Below are 14,420 nucleotides of genomic sequence, written 5' to 3' on the forward strand. Positions count from 1 at the left end.
ACTGAAGCTTTCCAAAAACCATCAGGAGACAACCATGAAAACCATGGGAATCAAAGCTTTAATCAGTGTCATTTCAATCATGGGTGCCGCGCAAGTGGCCCACGCCGCCGACGTCATCAAGATTGGCGTCAATCAACCGCTAACAGGCGTGGTGGCGGCCGCCGGCACCTTTGTTACAGAAGGCGCCAAAATTGCCGCAGCCGAAATCAACGAAAACGGCGGCGTTCTGGGCAAGAAACTGGAACTTGTTATTGAAGATAACAAAAGCAACCCTACCGAAGCCTCGAACGTGACCGAAAAACTGATCGTGCGCGATAAAGTGCCTGCGATCATGGGTGCCTGGAGCTCCACTTACACCCTGGCCTCCATGCCCAAACTCATGGAATACCGCATTCCCATGCTGGTTGAAACCGCCAGCTCGTCGAAAATAACCAAACAGGGCAACCCCTACGTTTTCCGCATTAGCCCTACCAGCGCCATGGAAGCGGCCAGTTTTGCCGATCGCGTCAAACCCATGGGCATCACCAAAGTTGATTTCCTGGTGGTGAATAACGACTGGGGCCTGGGCGCAGCCCAAGCCTACGGCGAAATGCTCAAAGCCCAGGGTGTTGAAGTGGGCGAAACGCACATTATGGACGCCGCCGCACAAGACATGACATCGCAGCTTGCCGCCATCAAGCACGCCAAAAAGCAGCCCAGTCATGTATTTCTAACCAGCGGAACCGAGCAAATTACCCTGGTGGCCAAGCAAGCCGAGGCCTTGGGTATCGACGTGCCGTTCATTACAACAGGCGGCATCATGCCCCAGCAACTGATCGACCAGGCAGGGAAAGCGGCCAACAACACCTACCACGTCATGTTCTTTGTGCCCTGGTTCCCCGACGCCACTCTGAACCCTGAAGCGGCACGCGGCTTTGTCGAGCAATGGGCAAAAATGGGCCTCGACCCAGCCGGCTCACCTGAGGGCGCACGCGGCTACGACGGCATTTACACGCTTGCCGCCGCCATTGAAAAGGCCGGTGAAGCAGACCCTGCAAAAATCCAGGCGGCACTTTGGAAAACCGAAATCGACGGGCTGACGGGACACGTTAAGTTCAACAAAGACGGCCCGGCAGGCAAGGAAAGCGGCCAGAGCGTTCCCATGACCTATCTGGTCAAGATCGAAGACGGCAAGATCCTTAATACCGACTAACCCCCTTACCCAACCTTACTTTTAGCCACCCCACGCATGCGCCCCAAGCGCATTCGCGTGGGGCCTTCCAAGGAACCCTCATTCATGATCCGTATTCATTATGTCGACCCCGACGGCAACACAACCACGCTTAACGTCCCCGACGGCCAGAACCTCATGCAGGCGGCGGTGCAAAACGGTATTGACGGCATTGTGGGGGAATGCGGCGGCTCGCTGGTATGCGCCACCTGTCATTGCTATGTTGACCCCGCCCGACTGTCTGAACTGAACCCTCCCACGGAAGAAGAGCTGGAACTGCTTGAAGAAGTAGCCGCACAAAGAAAAGACAACAGCCGGCTGTCGTGCCAGATAAAGGCGTCTGCAGCACTCGACAACCTAAGCATCACCCTCCCTGAAACCCAATATTAACTATTTCATCCCCATGGGAAACCACATTGTAATTGTTGGGGCAGGGCAAGCCGGGTTGCAGGCGGCCGAAACACTGCGCGCTGAAAAATACAACGGTCTGATTACCTTGCTGGGCGACGAACCCCATACGCCCTACCATCGCCCGCCCTTATCCAAAGACGCCCTGAAAGAAAAACACTTTGACGCCCTGACCATGCGCGGACAAAACGTGTTCGAGCGCCGGAAAATCACCATGCGAACGGGGTGTCGCGTCTCGGCTATTCACCCCGAGCGCCAAACCGTTGAGCTGGATACAGGCGAAAGCCTGTCCTACTCCGGTTTACTGCTTGCCACCGGCGCGTCACCACGCCTGTTTCCGGGGCAAGAACCCAATGCAAAAACCATCCATGTCTTGCGCTCGCGCGGGCACTCGGAAGCAGTGGCCGAACGTTTAAGCCTTTGCCAAAGCCGGCAAGAACCCGTTGTCGTTATCGGTGGGGGGTTTATTGGCCTGGAAGTGGCCGCCGTGGCCCGGGAAATGGGGCTTGAGGTAACCGTACTTGAGGCGGGCAACCAATTAATGGGCCGGGTGGCCACCCCCGTGCTTGCCAAAACCTTCCAGCAGCGCCATGAAAGCCGAGGCGTTCACATCGCGCTGAATGCGCGCGTAACCCATTTAAGCGAAGCCGACGACCACGCCACCATTGAACTGGCCGACGGGCAACGTTTAACCGCCGGCCTGGTTGTAGTGGCCATTGGCGTAACCCCCAACGACACGCTTGCGCAAGAAGCCGGCATTGTGTGCAACAACGGCATTGTGGTTGACGCATACGGGCGCACCTCGGCACCCCATGTTTTCGCCGCCGGCGACTGCGCAGCGCGTAGCAACGGCAACGGCCATTTCCTACGCCTGGAATCCATACAGAATGCCATTGAACAAGGCAAAGCGGCCGCCCGTTCAATACTGGGCCAAAGTCGCCCCTTCCATGACACCCCGTACTTCTGGTCGGATCAGTTCGATATGAAACTGCAAATTGCGGGCGTAGCACACGCGGTGACCACCTCGGTGGTGCGCGGCAACACCTGCGACGCCGCCTTTTCCATCTACAACTATGCCGACGAGCGTTTGGTTTCGGTTGACACTTTGAATGCGCCCAAGGAACACATTCTGGCCAGGAAAATGTTAAGCCAGGAGGTTTGGCCCACGCCCGAACAGGCGAGCGACCCGAACTTTGACCTGGCTGCGCTGATGGAAAGTTAACACTAAGGTATAGCGGGTCGATCAGTGGTAAAAATTTTCTCGGGAATCAGCCCCCGCGCAATAAGGTCGGCGTCCCACGGGGGTACATGCCCAAAATGCGAGGATATATGTTCAATAAACAACCGCAACTTAAAAGCGTTGCGCGAGGTTGCCGCATAAACAGCACTTAAATTGAATGAAGACAACGTATATTGTGGCAACACCAACTCCAGCCGACCCGACATAAGCGGGCGAGACGCAACCAAAGTAGGAATGCACACAATACCGGCATGTTCGAGCGCGTACTCCTGCAAAAGATGCACGCTGTTCGTTAACAACTTGGCATTCAAATACAACGAATCCTGGTGTCCATCACGATGGAATGTCCAACGGTCGCGGCTGGGGTAACGTGAATACAAACCCAATTTGTGGTTGTGCAGATCGCGTGGTTTTTGAGGCGCGCCCTTCGCCTTAAGATACTTTGGGCTGGCACAAAAAACACGACGCACAGGAAACAAAGGCTTCGATACCAGGTCGACCGACAACGGGGGGAAAATCTGTAATGCGCAATCCACCCCCATCTTGACCGGATCAATTGCGGAATCGCTTACGCTGAGCTCAAGACGGATGTCGGGGTAAGCCTCCTGGAAACCATTCAACACCGAAGCAAAGTGCCCTAATACCAGCCCGGTAAGCGCATGCACGCGCAAAATGCCGGTGGGCGAACCTTTTGTCGTGCGCATCTGATCGACAAGGTTATTCGCGCGTACCACCAAGTCTTCGCAATCCCGAAGAAATATCTTGCCGGTTTCCGTTAGACGCACAATACGCGTACTGCGGTGAAACAGCGGCACGCCCACATACTCCTCAAGCTGTTTTATACGGGTGGTAACCACCGAACGTGCCACCCGCATTTGGCGGGCCGCTTCAGCAAAACTCTGTGTCTGGGCAACCAACGTAAAGGTTTCAATATTTTTCAGCAAGACCATGGCAAAATACCTAGGGTTGTGTCGGCTCACCTACCCAAGCGCGCAATAATAGATATTGTGCCTGAATAATGCGCTACCACACACCAATCTCGATGCCGGCCTTCAGTTCCTTCTGATTCCACGAAGCGATTGCGTCGGGCGCAATCCCCGTCATGCGACGGCGACAAAACAACCAATCAAGCAAACGACGCTGCATTTGTTCGCGAACAGACGCATGCGACGGTGATTTACCCAAATCACACAGCTCATCGGGATCGTTGACCAAGTCAAACAACATGGGCGGCAACCCATCAACATGCACATACTTCCATTCATGAGTGCGCACCATCGTCATATTGCATCGATCCACCGGCGCGCCAATGGGTAACCGAACGCAATCCCGAAAAGCAAACGTGTTTTCACTTACCGCCATATCTTTTGACCAACTTTGACCTTCGCCACGCAGCAACGGCAACAAAGATTGCCCTTCCAGCCACTCCATTGGAATGGGTAGATCCAAAGCATTCAGAAACGTCGGCAACAAATCGACGGCTTCAACAATTTCATTGGAACTTGTTCCTCTGGTTTGATCGGCCTCGGCACTGGGATCCACCACAATAAGCGGGACCTTCACCACGGTATCGTGGAAAAGCTCCTTATCGCCCAGCCAATGATCCCCCAAATAATCACCGTGATCGCTGGTAAACACGATCAGGGTATCTTTATCCCTGCCGGTTTCTTCAAGGAACTGCATCAAGCGACCAATTTGATCATCAATTTGGGTAATCAACCCCATATAAGTTGGAATCACTTTTTCACGGACACCATTTTCACTAAAAGTTTTACTGGGGGTGTAATCCATGAAGCCCCTGAAGACGGGATGCGGATCGTCTTTTTCGCCGGAACTTCGCTTTACGGGCAATATATCGTTAGCCGTGTACATGTCGTGATAAGGCGCCGGCGCTACATACGGCCAATGCGGCTTGATAAATGACAAATGCAAAACCCAGGGACGCTCACCTTGCTCTTCAATGAACTGCATTGCGCGGCGGGTCATATAGGGCGTTTCACTATGCTCCTCTTTAACCTGCGCCGGCTGGTCCGCCCAACGCAACTTCCATCCGCTTTGAATCGCGCCTTCTTCACTTAACGATGAATTGGCAAAATCGTGCCATGGATTATCACTTTGATATCCGTGTGAACGAAGGTAGTCACAGTATTTATTGTTTTCTACTTTGAATCCGGGTGGCCATAGTCCATCATCACGCTCATAAGGCTCAAACCCGCCCTCCATCAATAATCGCCCATGATCGGTATGAGTATCAATTCCCAGGCGCGCTGCGCCGTTAATGTCAGGCTCAACATGCGTTTTACCCACAACGGCGCAGCGCACATTATGCGGCGTCAAATGAGCGCCTAAGGTTTTAAGAGAGACAGAAAGGGGAATAAAATTCCATGCCGACCCATGGCTTGTGACATAGCGGCCGGTATACGTCGACATGCGGGAAGCACCGCAAACCGGCCCCTGCACAAAGGCATTGCTGAATCGCACACCTCGTTTCGCCAAACGGTCGATATTGGGCGTTTTAATAGAAGGATGCCCATAGCAGGCCAGATAATCCCAACGCAACTGGTCGGCCATAATAAAAAGCACATTCTTTACAGAGCGAGAAGTCATAATTCAATTCTTTCGATGAACAATTAATTGATGCGCCGTAGGGAACAAAGACCACCCCCAGCGCTGTTGGGCATAGCCCCAAAGGCCTTGTTTGAAGTACGTGGTAATGACAATGGCCAGCCCCCCCAACCCCAGCAGGTACCATGTCCCAAAATCACTAAAAAACTTGTTCAGGGCCCAGAAAATAAGCGCCCCCACCAACGGCCCTTCAATGCGGCCAATACCGCCGATAATCACCATGAAAATCGCGAAGGCCGTCCAGTTAACGCTAAAGGCGGCGTCTGGACTAATCCGTAAATTACCCACAAAGTAAAGCGCACCGGCCAACCCCGCACCAAATGCCGCCACCACATACACCGCCAATTTGATCCGGCCCACGGCAATACCATGTGATTTGGCCGCCACTTCGTTATCACGAATCGCCAGAAGTGCTAAGCCACGCTTGCTGCGCAAAAATAAATACACCAACCCAACGCACGCCACCACACACAGCAATGCCATCCAGAACGTAACCGACTCGCGTGTAAACCGATCAATGCCACGCAAGGCGGTTAACGTCGTGCCCGAACCGCCGCCAACCGCGGAAATATTGGAGAACGTTAATCGAAATACTTCGGCAATCACCCAAGTGCCCACCGCAAAGTAGCCACCCTGCAACCTGAACGCGACCACCGACACGGGAATCGCCACCAGCCCCGCTACAAACGCCCCAATCACAATCGCCACAAACGGATTAACACCGTAAAAATTTCCAAGAATCAGCATGGCGTACCCGCCCAGACCGAAAAAAGCCTGCTGACCAATCGACACCATACCGCCATAGCCCGCCAATAAATTCCAGGTCATGGCAAAAATGAAATAACACGAAATCTCAACAAACTCGCGCATCCAGCTTGACGCGCCCCAAAAAGGAACACTAATCGCGCCGGCAACCAGAACCAACGCCATGGCGAGCCATAGTTTGTGAATGGCGGTTCCCCGTACCACGGTGTAAGAAATACTCATATTCTTTACCTTAGCTTTGTTAACCGCGTGTTTTAGGGAAAAGACCCTGCGGACGCACAACCAACACAATTAAAAACACCATATGGCCGGTCCATATGCCCCAACCAGGATCAATACGCGAACCTATTTGTTGCGTAACGCCCAGTAAAATGGCGCCAATAAACGTGCCCCAGAAACTTCCCATACCGCCAATAATGACGGCCTCGAAAGCAAACAACAGCAACATGGGGCCATCGGACGGCGACACCGTCGTACGCATACCCTGCATTGCGCCGGCCAACGCAATAAACAGAAACGCCAGCGCCGTAGCCAAGGCATAAACCTTATGCCCGTTCAAGCCCATTAACTCTGCAATTTCAGGGTCATCCGATACCGCCCGGAACGCTCGACCCAGCGCGGTGTAATTAAACAGCCATTGCAAGCCAACCGTGCACACCAACGCCAACAACAAAATAAGTACGGGTAACTGCCCCACCGACAAACCGCCTTCCACCGACCAGCTCATCGTATTAAAGCCACCGGTATTAATCGAGCGCGGATCGGCTGAAAACACCTCAAGCAAGAAGTTCTGTACCACAATTGAAAGCCCAAAGGTCACCACTAAAGAAGGCATGGGGTCTTTACCCAAGGTGCCGTTAAGCACTCCGCGCTGAACGACGTAGCCAGAGACCCAGGCCACCGGTAACGTCAGTGCCAAAGCCACTAAGGGCGACAAGCCAACGCTGGTTAACGCAAACGTCAAGAAGGCAGAAAGTATGATGAAATCGCCATGCGCGATATTCGTTAAACGCATGACACCGAACATCAGCGATAGCCCCAATGCAAACAGCGCATACAAGCCGCCCAGCAAAATACCCTGAATCAGGATGTCCATGAATCACACTCCAAAATAGGCCTGACTGATTTGCTCGCGAGTGACATCGTCCGACTTCCCGTGCAAAGAAACACGCCCTTCCTGCAGACAATAAAGTCGCGACGACACTCGCTGTGCCATGGAAACGTCTTGCTCAACAATCACGACAGACATTCCTTCTGCCGTAATCACGGGCATCGTGTCGTAAATTTCACGAATAATGATTGGAGCCAAGCCCAGCGACAACTCATCGCACAACAGCACTTCGGGGTTACTCATAAGGGCTCGTCCGATGGCAACCATTTGCTGTTGCCCGCCCGATAAAGAAGTGGCCGGCAGGCGGCGCCTTTCCTTTAAAACAGGAAAAAGTTTGTACAGCCGCTGCAGGTCCCAAGGCCCCTTGCGCCTGGCGCTTGCCCCCATTAATAGGTTCTCTTCAACTGACAGCGAAGCAAACAATCGACGCCCTTCAGGCACCATTGCAAGGCCTTGGCGCACAATCTCCCCAGGCGGAAAACCACCAATCGCCTTTCCCTTCCACTCGACACTTTGAGACGCCACCTTTACTAAACCAGTGACGCTCTTGAGAAAAGTAGACTTGCCGGCGCCATTGGCCCCGATAATGGCAACCAACTCCCCTTCATCAAGCAAGAAGTCAATACCAAAGAGGGCTTGTGCATCGCCATACCAAGCTTGTAGATTACGGGTTTGAAGCAGAGCCGCCATTCAAACCTCCATACCCATATAAACGCGTTTCACATCGGGATTACTCATCACCGAATCGGGATCACCTTCAGCCAGCTCTTGTCCAAAATTAATGACAAAAAGTCGATCGGCAACCGATAAAAGCGCGTGTACCACATGCTCAATCCAGATCATGGTGACCCCCCTGGCTTTTATCTTGAGCAACTCATCCACCAGCTCTCGTGCTTCGTGCTCCGTTAAGCCACCGGCAATTTCATCCAGCAGCAGAACCTCAGGCCGTGTCGCCAGGGCGCGGGCCAGCTCAAGCCGTTTACGGTTTAAGAGTGTGAGCGAGCCGGCCTGCCGATTTGCTACCGTCAGCAAACCGGCTTGTTCCAACACTTCAACGGCGGTCTCCCAGGCTTGATGCTCGCTCTGTCCTGCACCAAAACAAGCCGCCGTCACCAAGTTTTCAAACACGGTCATATTGCTAAACGGCTGAGGCACCTGATAGCTGCGACCGATACCGAGACGACACCGCATATGTGCAGGCAAGGTTGTAATATCCTTGCCCTTATAAGCAATGTGTCCGGCATCGGCCTTAACGTCACCCGAAATTAAATTGAACAACGTTGTCTTACCCGCGCCGTTGGGGCCCAGAACGCCCAAGGTTTCACCCGCCTCCACCGATAAAGAAATCTGATCGGTCACACGCAGCGCACCATAAGACTTGCAAACTGACTGTAGCGTGAGTATGGGCATCGCCTTTCCCGTTATTCCATCACCTCAAATTTCCCGTTAACCGGTATTTCTTTTGCCTGGTCATTATTAACAATAAAGAGTTCGTAGGGATATTGCTTGCCTTTCTTCCATTGACCCAGAACAAGGGGTGTTTTGCTCACGTTTTTGAACGGCCCCGCGCCTCCCCATTGGACCGGCCCGATAATGGATTCCATACGCGTTGCCGCAACCGCATCACGAATATCCGCCGGCTTCAACGACTTGCTACGCTTAAGCGTGTTAGCCGCAACTTCAAATAAAGCATGCGCAAAGCCAATCGGTTGCGTCCATTGCTTACTGGTACTTTCCTCATACGCTTTAGCCAGGGCGCCGGCACTTTGCCCGGTCAGGCTCGACTTAAATGGGTGATAAGGACTCCACCACACCTCGGTGCTTAAACCATCGCCCAGATCGCCCAGCGCCTCAATTGCGCTCGGGAACAACAGCGCTTTTCCAAGCGTAATTGCTTTGGGGTTGAAACCTTGTTGTTTGGCTTGTGTAAGAAAAGTTTTTGCGTCCGGTGGAATCACAACACCGGTAACGATCTCGACATTGTCGCGTTTGAAAGCGGCAATTTGAGAGCTGAAATCTTGCGCACCACTTTGAAAACGACCCGGATCCGTAATCGTGTAGCCTTTCTCTGCCAACGGTTTGGGAAAACCCAACTCCTTATCGCCCCAGGCATTGCCATCGGCATCATTGGGAAACAATCCCCCAACACTTTTGTTTGTGGGCAGCGTTTCCCAACCATCGATATACGCGCCAATCACATCCTCAAGCCCCCAAAACATGTGATATGTCCAGTTGAAGCCGGTTTCAGGATTGCCCTGGCGCCCAAAGAACCACGGTTGCCAAGGCACCACGCTCGACACGCAAGGCACTTCATTCAGTTCACATGCATCGCTTACCGGGTTGGCCGTTTCCGGTGTACCCGCTGTTAATACCAATGCCACTTCGTCTTCAAGAATAAGGTCGTTAGCAACCTCACCCGCCCTATTTGGGCTTGATTGACTGTCCTTCAGAATAATTTCAACCGCGTATTTCGTCCCGTCTACTTCAATACCGTTTTTAAAAACGGCGTTCATTCGATCAATAACCCACCTATCAGCCTCACCAAATGCCGCCAACGGCCCGGTTTGGGGCGATACATAACCAATTTTCAAGGTTTGAGCGGAAAACACCAGCGGGGATGCACTTGTTGCCGCAACCGCCGCCATCGCCTGAATCAATTGTCTGCGTGTCATGTTCATGTTGTCTTCTCCTTGTGGTTTTTAAGGTGCTACGGAAAAACATCCCTACCTAACCCAGGTAGTCGGGGCCATGACCAGATCAGGCCATGCGATGATGAGTCCAATAATGACAATACAGGCGGCAAGAAACGGAACCGTGCCGGCAAAAATCGTCGTGAGGGGAATATCAGGGTTAATTGCTTTTACAGTAAACACGTTCATACCAACGGGCGGGGTCAGCATGCCAATCTCAATCATCATGACGACGAAAATACCGAACCAAATCGGGTCTACCCCTAAATTCTGTACAACAGCCAGGAAGATCGGCGCGGTAAGAATCAGCAACCCCATCGACTCCATGACGCAACCCATAACCAGATAGATCAGGGCAATGGCAATCAGCACACCAACACGTGATAAGCCAAGGTCTTCAATAAGCATGACCAACTCAAAGGTCATGCCGCTGAGGTTAATGAAATTGGCGAAAGTGAGCGCACCGAACAAAATGACAAAAATCATCGTAGTGATTTTTGTCGCTTCCATCATGCAATTAATAATGTCTTTAACGGCCAGCCTACGTCGTGCCACACCTATGGCCAACGCCCCCATTGCGCCAATGCCGGCTGATTCGGTCACGGTAAAAAGGCCACCATACATGCCGCCCATCACCAATATCAGCAATACAACAACAGACCATAATTTGGATGTTTTACGTAACCGCTCACGCATTGATCTCAATTGACCTTGCGGCCCAAGTTTGGGTCTCAAACCAATGGTAATCACAATAGCCAGCATAAACAGCAACACCAGTATGAGCCCGGGGAAGAGGGTTCCCAAAAAGAGTTTCTTGATATCCGTTTCGGTGAGCAGACCATACACAATAAGCGGCACCGAGGGCGGAATGACTGCGGCCAGCACCCCACCTGACGCAATCGAACCTGTTGAAATCGCGTCGTGATAACCCGACCTTCGCATCGGCGGAATAGCCACTTTACTCATCGTGGCCGACGCGGCAATCGAACTTCCCGAAATTGCGCCGAACAAACCACAAGCCAGTACCGTTGCGTGTGCCAACCCGCCTTTCAAGTGCCCCAGCCAGGCATTCGCCGCGTCATAGAGCTCTTCGGAAATATCGGCTTTAAAAATAAACAAACCCATGAGAATGAACATAGGTAACACCGACAACCCGTAATTTGACGACACGTCGACAACCTGCTGAGCCAACATCGTCATGGCAGGATCAAGCCCACGCAAGACAGCAAAACCGGCGGTTCCAATAAGAATCATGGAGAAAGCAAGGGGCACACCGATAAAGGCCAGCACCAACACCGCAACGAAACCAATCAGGGCAAGCGTCATGAGATCTCTCCACGCGCCGAAGCCGCCGCTAAAGTATTCACCATCACGGCCGCGAGCAATATCGCCGTTAGCACAGTGAAAGCGAACAACACGTACACCAGCGGTGCCATGGGTAAATCGAGCACGATGGTGGCCGCCTGGGTATTGACATACAAACCCGCCTGATCCCATAACCGCCAGGCCAGCAACATAACCGCGAACAAGCTCACGGCATCACACACCGCCTGTTTAATGCGTAAAGCATGCGCTCCCAGAAGGTTATCTATGAGGCTGACAGTGATGTGACCTCGATCACGGGTAAGAACAGGCAGCCCGGCAAAGACTGCCAATGCCATACAAAAGCGGATAATTTCCGTCGCTCCCGTGATTGGACTTGCAAACACATAGCGCATGAAGACATCGACAAAAGTCAGCACTAAGATAACCATGAGGGGGAGCACGCATGTCCATTTCAGCACTTGCTCCAATTTCGACGCTAATGGGGTCGTCATGATGTAGGCCTTTATTTTGCGGGCTGACTACCTTGCGCCTGCTCGATGTAATATTTCAGCGCGGCATCACCATCCACACCCAAGCTTTGTGCGTTAGCCACCCATGCTGCAACAATCGGCTTGCCCAGTTTGTGCAATTCGTCGTTGAAGGCCGCATCGGCCTCTATAAATTGCACGCCGTCTTTAGCCAAACCTGCCCTTACATCCCGCTCCAATTGATCGTAAACGCTGGACCGGGCCGCAAAGGATTCCCCACTCAAGCGCATAATGGCTGCTTGATCCTGCTCTGAAATTTCATCCCACTTTTTCTGGTTAATGAAGAACGCAAAGCTGGCGGCAGTGATACCACCGGGAACGTCAACAATTGATTTGGCATATGAAGCGGTATTAAACGCCCTTGCATCCATAACCGGGTAACCCGCAAACGCATCAACCGTGCCGCCGGAAATAACCTCGTGACTACGCGCAGCGGCCACCGCCACCACACCTGCGCCGGCTGCCTCCATCATTTGAGCAGCCACACCAGGCAACGCATACACCCGCTTGCCTTGAACATCCTTAATTGAGGTTATCGGCTCTTCCATGCTGTAGATAGGCCCAACCGGAAAAGTAAACATCGATAACACGTGAACGCCTTCATATTCATCTACCTTGGCAAAAAACTTTTCGTACGTTTTCCACAAGGCAATCGAACTGCGTTCAGACGTTGAGTTAATGAAAGGTAAATGGGCTATTTGCGAAAGCTTGACGTTCCGGGCCATCAAGCCATGAAACATATAAGCGCCGTCTGCAATCCCCTGGGTGACAGCATCAAGTTGGGCCGCCGGCGCCGCCAGACTTTGTGGTGCAATCGATACCCGCACCCGCCCGTCGGTGGCCTTGTAAACCTCCTTGGCCCAAGGCTTAAGCACCTTCTCATTAATGGTGTGTTTCGGCGGTAAAAAACTATTAATCAATAAATTGGTCGTCTCGGCCCAACTAACGGTACTGGTCAAAGCCAGTACAGCGGCCGACAGCAGCCCTGTGATGTATTTCATTTTTGTCTCCAGAATTTTTAATTTATGTCAGGCGCCATTTAGCCTGCCGCTTTAACGCGGATAAAAGGGCGGCACTTTTGCATCAACGTTGACCCATACGCTCTTAACCTGCGTATATTCACGCATGGCGTCGAAGCCCATTTCCCGGCCATATCCCGATACACCCACGCCGCCAAACGGCGAACCGGGGTTAACGCGTTTGTAGCAATTAATCCAAACCATGCCGCTTTTCATTTCGCGCGCGAACTTGTGCGCGCGTTGCAGGTCTTTTGTCCATAACCCGCCACCCAAACCGTATTGGGTGCCATTGGCAATTGCCAGCGCTTCCTCATCGGTTTTAAACGTCATCACCGTGGCAAAAGGCCCAAACACTTCTTCCTGAGCGACCCGATCAGAAGGCGACGCCGCCTTCACAACAGTAGGCATCACGTAGCACCCATGGGCCAACTCACCCTCGCCCGCCTTGCCTCCTAATAACACTTCACCGCCCTGCTCTTTCGCCACCTCAACGAAACTCAACACCCGCTCTTTATGCTGAATACTGGTTAACGGCCCCATCTCCGTTTCAGGGGCAATGGGATTGCCCATGCGAATACTTTGTGCAATGGGCAAAAACTTATCCAGAAAAGCGCGGGCAATACTTTCATGCAAAACAATTCGCGACCCGGCAATACACGCTTGGCCCTGGTTATGGAAAATAGCTTGCAATGAGCCGTGCACCGCCTGGTCGAGGTCGGCATCGGAAAAAACAATATTGGCACCTTTGCCACCGAGCTCAAGCTGTACTTTTTTCAGGTTGCCCGAACTGGCCTGGACCACTCGGCGGCCCGTTGCGGTACTGCCGGTAAAAGCAATCTTTGCAATACGCTCGTGTTCGGCAATATATTGCCCGGCAACCGAGCCAAGACCCGGCACGATATTCACCACCCCATCGGGCATGCCCGCCTCCGACATGAGCTCTGCAATTCTCAACGTGGTCAGTGGGGTAATCTCGGCGGGTTTAAGCACAATGCTGTTACCTGCGGCCAGTGCCGGCCCCATTTTCCAACTGGTAAACATTAACGGAAAATTCCACGGCACCACCTGACCCACCACGCCCACGGGTTCGCGCAAGGTGTAATTCAGGAAGCCCGCTTCAACCGGAATTTGTTCACCCTGAAATTTATCGGCCATCCCGCCGAAATAACGAAACGTTCCCGCGGTACGCGGCACGTCGAGAAAGCGGGTATCGCGAATGGGGTGCCCCGTATCCATGGTTTCCAAACGCGCCAGATCTTCCGCATTGGCCTCGATTAAATCAGCCAACCTAAGCAAAATTCGGCCACGCTCCATCGCCGACAGTCGGCTCCAAACCGGAAATGCCTTCTCGGCGGCAGCCACGGCAAGATCAATATCCTCCTTGCCGGCCATCGCCACCTGGGCAATCTCGGAATTGTCGTGCGGGTTCAACGTGGCAAGCGTCTCGCCCGACACCGCGTCAACAAATTTTCCATTAATAAAAAGCTGGTGGCGTATGG

At 52.8% G+C, this 14,420-nt stretch carries 14 protein-coding genes; 3 read left to right on the forward strand and 11 right to left on the reverse strand.

Annotated features, from left to right (window positions below; genetic code table 11):
- Nucleotides 1-34: 34 nt before the first annotated feature.
- The 3 genes from CJO09_RS07105 to CJO09_RS07115 all read left to right on the forward strand — a co-directional run bounded on the left by CJO09_RS07105 (nucleotide 35) and on the right by CJO09_RS07115 (nucleotide 2,840).
- Nucleotides 35-1,192, forward strand: coding sequence for an ABC transporter substrate-binding protein (locus tag CJO09_RS07105; RefSeq protein WP_119441730.1), 1,158 nt, complete (start codon nucleotides 35-37; stop codon nucleotides 1,190-1,192).
- Nucleotides 1,193-1,276: 84 nt separating this feature from the next.
- Nucleotides 1,277-1,600, forward strand: coding sequence for a 2Fe-2S iron-sulfur cluster-binding protein (locus tag CJO09_RS07110; RefSeq protein ID WP_119441731.1), 324 nt, complete (start codon nucleotides 1,277-1,279; stop codon nucleotides 1,598-1,600).
- A gap of 13 nt (nucleotides 1,601-1,613) precedes the next feature.
- Nucleotides 1,614-2,840 (forward strand): NAD(P)/FAD-dependent oxidoreductase, encoded by a 1,227-nt coding sequence (locus tag CJO09_RS07115; RefSeq protein WP_119441732.1) that lies wholly within the window; start codon nucleotides 1,614-1,616, stop codon nucleotides 2,838-2,840.
- Between the two features lie 2 nt (nucleotides 2,841-2,842).
- On the opposite strand, the gene CJO09_RS07120 is transcribed toward CJO09_RS07115, so the two are convergent.
- The 11 genes from CJO09_RS07120 to CJO09_RS07165 all read right to left on the reverse strand — a co-directional run bounded on the left by CJO09_RS07120 (nucleotide 2,843) and on the right by CJO09_RS07165 (nucleotide 14,418).
- Nucleotides 2,843-3,808: a LysR family transcriptional regulator gene (locus CJO09_RS07120; RefSeq protein WP_119441733.1), complete on the reverse strand. Its 966-nt coding sequence runs from the start codon at nucleotides 3,806-3,808 to the stop codon at nucleotides 2,843-2,845.
- A gap of 73 nt (nucleotides 3,809-3,881) precedes the next feature.
- On the reverse strand, nucleotides 3,882-5,465 hold the full coding sequence (locus tag CJO09_RS07125) for an alkaline phosphatase family protein (protein ID WP_119441734.1): 1,584 nt from the start codon (nucleotides 5,463-5,465) through the stop codon (nucleotides 3,882-3,884).
- Nucleotides 5,466-5,468: 3 nt separating this feature from the next.
- Entirely contained in the window at nucleotides 5,469-6,470 is a 1,002-nt protein-coding gene (locus CJO09_RS07130) for a branched-chain amino acid ABC transporter permease (protein WP_245961256.1), read from the reverse strand.
- Between the two features lie 19 nt (nucleotides 6,471-6,489).
- The gene (locus CJO09_RS15640) at nucleotides 6,490-7,344 is read right to left on the reverse strand and encodes a branched-chain amino acid ABC transporter permease (RefSeq protein ID WP_179950521.1); all 855 of its coding nucleotides are present in this window, start codon (nucleotides 7,342-7,344) and stop codon (nucleotides 6,490-6,492) included.
- Nucleotides 7,345-7,347: 3 nt separating this feature from the next.
- Entirely contained in the window at nucleotides 7,348-8,049 is a 702-nt protein-coding gene (locus CJO09_RS15645; RefSeq protein ID WP_174233159.1) for an ABC transporter ATP-binding protein, read from the reverse strand.
- Nucleotides 8,050-8,718: an ABC transporter ATP-binding protein gene (locus tag CJO09_RS07140; protein ID WP_391523612.1), complete on the reverse strand. Its 669-nt coding sequence runs from the start codon at nucleotides 8,716-8,718 to the stop codon at nucleotides 8,050-8,052. It abuts the gene before it with no gap.
- A 62-nt stretch (nucleotides 8,719-8,780) separates the two neighbouring features.
- Complete coding sequence (locus CJO09_RS07145; RefSeq protein ID WP_245961257.1) at nucleotides 8,781-10,031, reverse strand: ABC transporter substrate-binding protein; 1,251 nt, start codon at nucleotides 10,029-10,031, stop codon at nucleotides 8,781-8,783.
- Nucleotides 10,032-10,082: 51 nt separating this feature from the next.
- The gene (locus tag CJO09_RS07150; RefSeq protein WP_119441737.1) at nucleotides 10,083-11,375 is read right to left on the reverse strand and encodes a TRAP transporter large permease; all 1,293 of its coding nucleotides are present in this window, start codon (nucleotides 11,373-11,375) and stop codon (nucleotides 10,083-10,085) included.
- Nucleotides 11,372-11,866, reverse strand: coding sequence for a TRAP transporter small permease (locus CJO09_RS07155; RefSeq protein ID WP_119441738.1), 495 nt, complete (start codon nucleotides 11,864-11,866; stop codon nucleotides 11,372-11,374). Before CJO09_RS07155 ends, CJO09_RS07150 begins: the two co-directional genes overlap by 4 nt.
- An 11-nt stretch (nucleotides 11,867-11,877) precedes the next feature.
- A complete protein-coding gene (gene dctP / locus CJO09_RS07160; RefSeq protein ID WP_119441739.1) occupies nucleotides 11,878-12,903 on the reverse strand; it encodes a TRAP transporter substrate-binding protein DctP in 1,026 nt (341 codons plus the stop codon).
- A gap of 51 nt (nucleotides 12,904-12,954) precedes the next feature.
- The gene (locus tag CJO09_RS07165) at nucleotides 12,955-14,418 is read right to left on the reverse strand and encodes an aldehyde dehydrogenase family protein (RefSeq protein ID WP_119441983.1); all 1,464 of its coding nucleotides are present in this window, start codon (nucleotides 14,416-14,418) and stop codon (nucleotides 12,955-12,957) included.
- Nucleotides 14,419-14,420 lie beyond the last annotated feature (2 nt).

This window comes from Neopusillimonas maritima (genome assembly GCF_003576595.1).
Classification (GTDB): Bacteria; Pseudomonadota; Gammaproteobacteria; order Burkholderiales; family Burkholderiaceae_B; genus Neopusillimonas; species Neopusillimonas maritima.

Bases quoted from the DNA above. Each gene is read 5' to 3' on its own strand.
- CJO09_RS07105 (WP_119441730.1), top strand. From the start codon at position 35: ATGAAAACCATGGGAATCAAAGCTTTAATCAGTGTCATTTCAATCATG.
- CJO09_RS07110 (WP_119441731.1), top strand. From the start codon at position 1,277: ATGATCCGTATTCATTATGTCGACCCCGACGGCAACACAACCACGCTT.
- CJO09_RS07115 (WP_119441732.1), top strand. From the start codon at position 1,614: ATGGGAAACCACATTGTAATTGTTGGGGCAGGGCAAGCCGGGTTGCAG.
- CJO09_RS07120 (WP_119441733.1), bottom strand. From the start codon at position 3,808: ATGGTCTTGCTGAAAAATATTGAAACCTTTACGTTGGTTGCCCAGACA.
- CJO09_RS07125 (WP_119441734.1), bottom strand. From the start codon at position 5,465: ATGACTTCTCGCTCTGTAAAGAATGTGCTTTTTATTATGGCCGACCAG.
- CJO09_RS07130 (WP_245961256.1), bottom strand. From the start codon at position 6,470: ATGAGTATTTCTTACACCGTGGTACGGGGAACCGCCATTCACAAACTA.
- CJO09_RS15640 (WP_179950521.1), bottom strand. From the start codon at position 7,344: ATGGACATCCTGATTCAGGGTATTTTGCTGGGCGGCTTGTATGCGCTG.
- CJO09_RS15645 (WP_174233159.1), bottom strand. From the start codon at position 8,049: ATGGCGGCTCTGCTTCAAACCCGTAATCTACAAGCTTGGTATGGCGAT.
- CJO09_RS07145 (WP_245961257.1), bottom strand. From the start codon at position 10,031: ATGACACGCAGACAATTGATTCAGGCGATGGCGGCGGTTGCGGCAACA.
- CJO09_RS07150 (WP_119441737.1), bottom strand. From the start codon at position 11,375: ATGACGCTTGCCCTGATTGGTTTCGTTGCGGTGTTGGTGCTGGCCTTT.
- CJO09_RS07155 (WP_119441738.1), bottom strand. From the start codon at position 11,866: ATGACGACCCCATTAGCGTCGAAATTGGAGCAAGTGCTGAAATGGACA.
- dctP (WP_119441739.1), bottom strand. From the start codon at position 12,903: ATGAAATACATCACAGGGCTGCTGTCGGCCGCTGTACTGGCTTTGACC.